This is a genomic window from Bradyrhizobium genomosp. I (2014) (assembly GCF_000261685.1).
GTDB lineage: Bacteria > Pseudomonadota > Alphaproteobacteria > Rhizobiales > Xanthobacteraceae > Bradyrhizobium.
Map to the genome: position 1 here is coordinate 1 of NZ_AJQE01000380.1, position 7673 is coordinate 7673.

Below are 7673 nucleotides of genomic sequence, written 5' to 3' on the forward strand. Positions count from 1 at the left end.
GCAGGCCGGCATCGCCGAGCTGGAGATGCTGCGGACCTTCAACTGCGGCATCGGCATGATCGCGATCGTCGAGCCCGACAAGGTCGACAAGGTCGTCGAGGTCTTCACCGATGCCGGCGAGACCGTGGCGCGGCTCGGCACCGTGATCCCGGCCGAGGGCGAGCACCGGGTCGTCTATGACGGCCACCTCGATCTGGCGCTGTGATGAAGCGCCGCGTTGCCATCCTGATCTCCGGGCGCGGCTCCAACATGGCCGCGCTGATCAGGGCCGCCGCCGCTCCGGACTTCCCGGCCGAAATCTCGCTCGTCATCTCGAACAAGGCCGACGCGCCCGGGCTCGAGCGCGCCAAGGCGGCCGGCGTGAATACGCTGGTGATCGAGAGCAAGCCGTTCGGCAGGGACCGCGCCGGCTTCGAGAAGGTGCTGCAGGCAGCGCTCGACCGGCACGGCATCGAGCTGATCTGTCTTGGCGGCTTCATGCGCCTGTTCACGGCCGAGTTCACCAGGGCCTGGTACGGGCGCATGCTCAACATCCATCCCTCGCTGCTGCCGTCCTTCCCCGGCCTCGATCCGCACGGCCAGGCCTTGCGCGCCGGCGTGAAACTATCAGGCGCAACGGTGCACTTCGTGATCCCCGAGACCGACGCGGGCCCGATCGTGATGCAGGGCGCGGTGCCCGTCAGCGACCACGATACCGCCGACACGCTGTCCGAGCGCATCCTCGAGGTCGAGCATCGCATCTATCCCGAGGCTCTGCGGCTGCTTGCGACCGGCAAGGTCCGGATCGAGGGCGATGTCTGCAAGACGGACGGAAGCGCGGCGTCGGAGAATTTCTTGGTTGCGCCGGTGGTTGGGTAAAAAAGGTGTCGGGGCCTACGAGCCACGAAATGACCAATTGACCGGTTTGTAGATTGGCCGCGGCTGATCGAGCACACCTTCGAACGCCTCCTCCGGAAGCTCCGAGCCGAAAACCTCGAAAGCGGTGGTCACCTCAACATCCGTGGGCAAGACGTCGTGCGCCGAAGATGGGCGCTGGTGTTCGCCAGTTAGCAAAGGTTGTTTGGCGATTTCCGTTACTCCAGCCGAGCACTTTATCTGCGGGGTTATCTGTCCCCAAACAAAATCCCCCGGCAGAGCCGGGGGCAACGTCATGATCTCTCGCGTTCAGTTGAGAGACATCAGGAGACCTTGAGGTTTTCCGCGGATGACTTGCCGCGGTTCTCCACGAGGTCGAATTCAACCACCTGGTTCTCGTTGAGGGTGGAGAGTCCGGCGCGCTCGACGGCGGAGATGTGGACGAACACGTCCTTGTCGCCGCCGTTCGGCTTGATGAACCCATAGCCCTTGGTCGGGTTGAACCATTTGACGGTGCCCTTTTGCGGCATCGCTAGTCTCCTCCACTAGATATAAAAACGACGCGGCCGCTTTTCGCGTGCCACGCCACAAACGGGCTTCCGGAAGTCTGTTCGAGTCTTGAGTCTCAACGTCGCGAAACGCACAGCCGAGCGGCCAATTCCGATTGTGTCCGATATTGCAACACGAAATTCGCACGGTAGCAAGCCGCGCGCGAATTTCAAGACCGCGGCGGGTGCCATCGTCTGCTATTTGCGACCTGTGGCCACGGAACCACAATCGGGGGCAATAGCCTTGGCGGCAGCGGGCGAGCCGTTGACCCTCCGTGGCAGTTCGGCACAAATCGCGACACGGCGCGAGCCTCGTGTTGCATTTTTGCGGGCCGCCATTTGCTTCGGGATTTAGTCGTCATGCGCTGCACCTCGCAGCTCTCCGGGACACGGCAGACGATCGGGCTGAACCGCGTCCGCCGGATCACGGCTGCGATTGCGACCGCGCTTGCGCTGGTCATAGCGATGTCGGCCGCGACGCCCGTCCGCGCGCAAAGTCCGACGCCTACGCCGACCCCGACGCCCACACCGTCGCCGACCCCGGTCCCGATGCCGACCGCGACCAATTACGATCAGTCGGCCGGCAACAGCATGCTCAATTTCGGTTCCGGATTTCTGGAGCGGCTGGGCAACCAGGCATCGAATGGTTTCAACCGGGCATTCCGTACCAATCCCGGAGGGGGCGGCGCGTCGGCGAGCGCGGAAGATCCGCGCTATCGCACCTGGTTCGAGGGCTACGGCATCTCGGTGCGGACCGATGCGCAAGGAGACTTCGTCGGCGACAAGCGCAGGACCTTTGGCGGCGTCGCCGGCTTCGGGGCGCGGCTCGCCCCTGGCGTCAACATCGGCTTCTCCATTGACCAGAGCCATACCGACATCGACGTGCCACTCGCGCTCCAGTCGGCAACGCTCGACCTGACCCAGCTTGGCTTCAACGGCTCGGTCGACAAGGGCCCATGGACCTGGGCCTTCGCGCTCGTGCACGGTTTCGGCAAGGTCCGTTCCAGCCGCGACACCGGTCTTGGGTTTGCGACCGCCGGCTATCTCGCCACGGTCGACGGTGCGCTGACCGAGATCAGTTATTACTGGACCAACGACCAGATGCGCATCGTGCCAAAGGGGGCGCTTGAATATGTGCGCGCCACCAGCGCGTCCTTCCAGGAGACCGGCGGGCTCGATCCGCTCGACGTCGGCTCGACGGCGCTGTCGCGTGCGCGCGTCATGATCGGGGCCGAGATCGGCCGCTACTTCATCATCGACCAGAAGATCCTGGACCTGTCTGCCTACGGCAAGTTCGTCGACAATTTCCATCAGGACCTGGGATCGGTCCAGGTCAGCCTGGGGACCCAGAGCATCGTCGTCCCCGGCATCGGCGAGAGCCGCTACGGCGCCGATGCCGGCGCTTCGGCCTCGCTGAGCCTGACCAACGTGGCACGGCTTTACGTCAATTACGACGGCAAGTTCCGCAACGAGCTCACCTCGCACCAAGGCACGGTCGGCTTCGAATACAAATGGTGAGCTGAAGCCCGCCTGCGCTCACGTCGGCGTTGCCGCGACATAGCCCGCCAATCCAAACCCCTCGCGCGCGGCCGTCATCATCGGCACCAGCGCGTTGGGATGGATGAACTCGTCGCGGAAGCAGGGATAAGTCCTGGCATCGAAAATCTTCTTCAGCCAGTCGACCACGATCTTGTGACGCTCGGAGGTGCGGAATTCCCTGTGATAGGTGAGCCAGAGATCGGCGTGGTGGCTGACGCCGAGATCGACGGCAACCAGTGGCGCGCCGAGTGCGATCGATACCGTCGGCAGGAAGCCGATGCCGGCGCCGCGTTCGACGGCATAGAGCACGCCGACCGACGAATTGGTCCTGATCCCGACGATGCCCTCGAGCGAGTTCAGTCCGAGCACGCGGGCATAGGCGCCGTCGTCGACCTGCGGCGCGCTCTGCTTGATGATGCGGTGGTTCTTCAGATCGGCCAAGGTCGTCGGCACGCCGTAGAGGTTTTCGTACTCCTTGGAGACGAAGGGATAGATGTGGAGGCGGCCGAGCTTGGTGACGATCAGATCGGGATTGGTCGGCGGCTCGAGCTGGATCGCGATGTCCGATTCAAGCCGCGCGACGTCGGCCTGCTCCATCGCGCAACGCAGGTCGACCGTGATCTTGCGGTAGGTCTTCTGGAAATCGATCAGTCGCGGCAGGATCCAGAAATTGCCCGGGCCTTCCGTCACCGCGACGCGCACGGTGCCCGAGGTGTCGTTCGACGATCGCGAGGCGCGGCGGAAGACGTTGAAGGCATGACGCTCCATATGCGCAACGTCGGCGATCATTGCGGTGCCTTCATCGCTGAGCGTGAGCCCGCTCTGGTCGCGCAGGAACAGCTTGCAGCCGATGCTCTCTTCGAGCCGGTCGATGCGGCGCATCAGGGTCGTGGAGGTGAGCCCGAGCTCTTCGGCCGCATTGCGAAAACTTTTATATTTTGCGCACGCTAAAAACAGCTTCAAATCGTCCCAGGACGCATCCAGGGCTTCTTCACGGTGCTGCATCATCGCAGCACCCCGGTGCAATAACTGCTGCATACTCCTGATCCCCAACCGCTAAGCTCATGGCCATAGCGGGGCACGAAAGCCTCGAACGATAAAGGCGTGATATGAGTATGGAAAGGGGCTCGTTTGCCGCAAGGCATGATTTCGATGCCTTGCCGCAGACCCCGGATGTCGACGTTCGCTGTGCACAATTTTCCGAAATTGCGGCGCTTTCGGAGATGGCGCACCAGCTGGTGCCGGGCGTGCAGATCGGCGCAACGGACCTTGCGCGGTACTTCACTCTCGATCCTCAGAGTATCCTGACTTTCAGCCGCAAGGGCAAGCTCGTCGGCGGCATGGCCTTCCTGTTTCTCAATGACCGCGGGCACGATGCGCTGCTGCTCGACGAGATCTGCCTCACCGCGCCCGAGACGCGTTATCTCGCGTCGGCGGACGAAGAGGTCGCAGCCATCTACATCTGGGCGATCGCGGCGACCGGGCGCGGCATCGCCGGTCTTGGCAAGGCCGCGGCTCATCTGCGGCAGATAAGGTTTCGCGGCGCGGATTGCTATGCGCAGCCGTCAACGGTGGCCGGACGCGACATCATGAAGGCGACGGGCTTTGCGCCTGTCCCGAGCTTCCAACCCGACCTTTGGTGCTACGAGCGTCCCTGGCATCGGCAGCCGATGCGCGTGCCAGGCGCGATCATCCAATCAAGGAGCTTTGCAGATGCACGGTACTAGGATTCCTGTCGCCAAGCCTTGTTCCCGCGCCATCACCATCCGCCTCGCGCGCGATCCAAGCGATCTCATGCTGGTGACCGCTATCCGTTCGGCGGTCTATCTCGCCGAGCAGGACTGTCCGTTCGAGGAGGAGTTCGACGGCAACGACATGGTCGCAGCGCATTTCATAGGCTTCGTCGGCAACGAGCCTGCGGGCTGCCTGCGGGTGCGGTTCTTCGGCGATTTCGCCAAGGTCGAGCGGCTCGCGGTGCGTCACCAATATCGGCGCTCGCGCGTCTCGTTCAAGCTGGTGCAGGCCAGTGTCGATTATGTGAAACGCAAGGGCTTCCGCAAGATCTACGGCCAGGCGCAGGACCGGCTGGTCGATTTCTGGGCTCATTTCGGTGCCAAGCCGCTCGGTCACAATCGCAAGATCACCTTCTCGGATTTTTCCTACACGGAAATGCTGCTGGAGATCGAGCCGGGCCCGGACGCCATCACGCTGGACAGTGATCCTTACGTGATCATCCGCCCCGAGGGCGATTGGGACCGGCCGGGCGTGCTCGATGCCTCGGCGGGGCGGGCCGTGACCTCGCCGCTGCGGGACCTCGCGCTCGCCGACAGCTGAAACTGGTGCAGCGGCGCGCAACAAAATGCTGGCTTCCGTCCACGATGATCCGTCGATCCTGGTCTGTGCGGATCTTCAGGTCGAATATCTGACCCCTGGCCGTCGGCATGTCGTCCTCGACGGCGATGTGGCGACGGCGCGTTGCCTGGAACTGCTGACGCTGTGGCGCGGTAATTTGTGGCCGGTGATGCATCTGAAACGCATCGCGCAGGCGGCCTGGTTCAATCCGGCATCCAGGCTGACCGATTGGGCCGCGGCGACCAAGCCGCGGCCGGGAGAGATGACGTTCGAGCACCCGCTGCCGTCTGCCTACAGCTCGTCGCGCTTTGTGGACTACATGTCCAGTATCCGTACCACGCGCTGCATCCTGATCGGATTCTCCCTGGACGAGACCATCCTGGCCACCGCAGTCGAAGGGTTTCACCGCAGCCATCGCTATCAGGTGGTCACTGACGCCGTGGCTTGCCGGCAGCCGGGGACGGACGATGCCGCCGCCTACAGACGAGCGGTAGTGAATGTCATCGGGAATTTTGCTACAATGCGCTCCAGCGCCGAACTGATCAGAACCGGCGGCGCCGTTGCGGTGTAGGCGGCCGCAACCGGCGGATGGGGTGAGAGATTGTCACGGGGAGATGAGCTCAAGGAGCTGGCGAGCGATCTGTCGCGTGCCGCCGAGACGGCGCGCAGGCTTGGGTTGCAGACGACAGTTTATTTGCTCTCGATGGCGCTGGTGGAGGTGAGGGAGGCCATCGCCGCCACCGACGATGGGGACGACGACGGCGCGGCGTGAGGGGCCGCCCACCGTGCCCTTGGCGTGTGCGTCCTTGTGCAACGCTGCCGAGCGCTTGCTGCCGACACATTGGCGTTGCAAGTTCTGTGTTGTCGCAATAGCCAAGTATCTTAGCCAAGTATCTTGGTCATCGAGTGATGACGCCGGCTCTGCCTGCGCCGTGACGCTTTCAAGGATCCCCGCAAATGTCCATGCTGCCCAATTCGCAAGAGGCCCGGGATGTGGCCTATCAGCTCCATCCCTACACCAACGCGCGCACCCATCAGCAGGCCGGTCCCCTCGTGATCGAGCGCGGCGAGGGGCCTTATGTGTTCGACGCGGCGGGCAAGCGCTATTTCGAGGCGATGGCGGGCCTCTGGAGCGTCGGGCTCGGCTTCAACGAGAAGCGGCTGGTCGAGGCGGCGCACAAGCAGATGCAGGCGCTGCCGTTCTACCACACGTTCTCCGCCAAATCGCACGGGCCCTCGATCGACCTCGCCGAGAAGCTGGTCGCGCTCGCGCCGGTTACGATGAGCAAGGTGTTCTTCACCAATTCCGGCTCGGAAGCCAACGACACCGTGCTGAAGCTGATTGCCTATCGCTCCAACGCGCTCGGCCAGCCACAGCGCAAGAAGGTGATCAGCCGCCTGCGCGCCTATCACGGCGTCACCATTGCGTCCGCGAGCCTCACCGGCCTGCCGAACAACCACCGTTCATTCGACCTGCCGCTGCCGAACATCCTGCACACGGGCTCGCCGCATTTCTACAAGGACGGCGCCCCCGGCGAGAGCGAGGAGGCCTTCGCGACGCGCCGCGCCGAGGAGCTCGATGCGCTGATCCAGAAGGAGGGGCCTGATACGATCGCCGCCTTCTTCGGTGAGCCGGTGATGGGGGCCGGCGGCGTCGTCGTGCCGCCGGCGACCTATTGGGACAAGATCCAGAAGGTCCTGAAGAAGTACGACATCCTGCTGGTCGCCGACGAGGTGATCTGCGGCTTCGGTCGCACCGGCAAGATGTTCGGCTGCGAGACCTATAGCATCAAGCCCGACGCGATGGTGGTCTCCAAGCAGATCACCTCGAGCTATTTTCCGCTGTCGGCGATTATCCTGAACGATCGCATGTTCGAGCCGATTGCGGACGAGAGCAACAAGATCGGCGTGCTCGGCCACGGCTTCACCGCGGGCGGCCATCCCGTCGGATCGGCGATTGCGCTCGAAAACCTCAAGATCATCGAGGAGCGCGGCCTGGTTGCGCATGCCGCCGAGCTCGGCGCTTACATGCAGGGCAAGCTGCGTGAGCTCGCCAGCCATCCGCTGGTCGGCGAGGTCCGCGGCGTCGGCATGATTGCAGCGCTCGAGCTCGTGCTCGACAAGGGACGCAAGACCGCAGCGGCGACGCCCGGCGCTGTCGGCGGCATCGCCAGCCGCATGCTCCAGGAGCGCGGCGTGATCTCGCGCAACATGCTGGATGCCATCGCCATCTGCCCCCCGCTGATCACGACCAAGGCCCAGATCGACGATCTGGTCGCAGCGATCTCGGGCGTGCTGGAGGACATGAAGGGCGAAGTGGCGAAGCTGACGCCGGCGTAGGGTCTCTCTCTCCTCGTCATTGCGAGGAGCGAAGCGACG

11 protein-coding genes are annotated in these 7673 nt (G+C 63.7%); 8 read left to right on the forward strand and 3 right to left on the reverse strand.

What is annotated here, in order from left to right:
* Both IC50_RS33360 and purN read left to right on the forward strand, forming a co-directional pair.
* Positions 1 to 205 (forward strand): AIR synthase-related protein (locus IC50_RS33360; protein ID WP_035715432.1); only part of this gene is annotated, 205 nt, incomplete at its 5' end.
* Positions 205 to 858, forward strand: coding sequence for a phosphoribosylglycinamide formyltransferase (purN, locus tag IC50_RS33365; protein WP_035715434.1), 654 nt, complete (start codon positions 205 to 207; stop codon positions 856 to 858). The genes IC50_RS33360 and purN, both read left to right, overlap by 1 nt.
* Positions 859 to 873: 15 nt before the next feature.
* On the opposite strand, the gene IC50_RS41685 is transcribed toward purN, so the two are convergent.
* Together IC50_RS41685 and IC50_RS33370 are read right to left on the reverse strand one after the other, a co-directional pair.
* On the reverse strand, positions 874 to 1152 hold the full coding sequence (locus IC50_RS41685; protein WP_157461176.1) for a hypothetical protein: 279 nt from the start codon (positions 1150 to 1152) through the stop codon (positions 874 to 876).
* A gap of 26 nt (positions 1153 to 1178) precedes the next feature.
* The gene (locus IC50_RS33370) at positions 1179 to 1385 is read right to left on the reverse strand and encodes a cold-shock protein (RefSeq protein ID WP_024338088.1); all 207 of its coding nucleotides are present in this window, start codon (positions 1383 to 1385) and stop codon (positions 1179 to 1181) included.
* A gap of 378 nt (positions 1386 to 1763) precedes the next feature.
* Between IC50_RS33370 and IC50_RS33375 the strand changes: the two genes are divergently transcribed.
* Positions 1764 to 2921: an autotransporter outer membrane beta-barrel domain-containing protein gene (locus IC50_RS33375; RefSeq protein WP_035715437.1), complete on the forward strand. Its 1158-nt coding sequence runs from the start codon at positions 1764 to 1766 to the stop codon at positions 2919 to 2921.
* 18 nt (positions 2922 to 2939) lie between these two features.
* Here IC50_RS33375 and IC50_RS33380 read toward each other — a convergent pair whose 3' ends face one another.
* Positions 2940 to 3980 (reverse strand): LysR family transcriptional regulator, encoded by a 1041-nt coding sequence (locus IC50_RS33380; RefSeq protein ID WP_035715439.1) that lies wholly within the window; start codon positions 3978 to 3980, stop codon positions 2940 to 2942.
* A gap of 71 nt (positions 3981 to 4051) precedes the next feature.
* On the opposite strand from IC50_RS33380, the gene IC50_RS33385 reads away from it, so the two are divergent.
* The 5 genes from IC50_RS33385 (at position 4052) to IC50_RS33400 (ending at position 7634) form a co-directional block, all read left to right on the forward strand.
* Positions 4052 to 4669 carry a hypothetical protein gene (locus IC50_RS33385; protein WP_035715441.1) on the forward strand — a complete coding sequence of 206 codons (618 nt, stop codon included), beginning with the start codon at positions 4052 to 4054 and terminating at the stop codon, positions 4667 to 4669.
* Positions 4656 to 5276 (forward strand): GNAT family N-acetyltransferase, encoded by a 621-nt coding sequence (locus tag IC50_RS33390; protein WP_035715444.1) that lies wholly within the window; start codon positions 4656 to 4658, stop codon positions 5274 to 5276. Before IC50_RS33385 ends, IC50_RS33390 begins: the two co-directional genes overlap by 14 nt.
* Before the next feature lie 25 nt (positions 5277 to 5301).
* Positions 5302 to 5865: an isochorismatase family protein gene (locus IC50_RS33395; RefSeq protein ID WP_035715447.1), complete on the forward strand. Its 564-nt coding sequence runs from the start codon at positions 5302 to 5304 to the stop codon at positions 5863 to 5865.
* A 30-nt stretch (positions 5866 to 5895) separates the two neighbouring features.
* Complete coding sequence (locus tag IC50_RS42680) at positions 5896 to 6066, forward strand: hypothetical protein (RefSeq protein WP_193374181.1); 171 nt, start codon at positions 5896 to 5898, stop codon at positions 6064 to 6066.
* A gap of 185 nt (positions 6067 to 6251) precedes the next feature.
* A complete protein-coding gene (locus IC50_RS33400; RefSeq protein ID WP_035715448.1) occupies positions 6252 to 7634 on the forward strand; it encodes an aspartate aminotransferase family protein in 1383 nt (460 codons plus the stop codon).
* Positions 7635 to 7673: the final 39 nt, after the last annotated feature.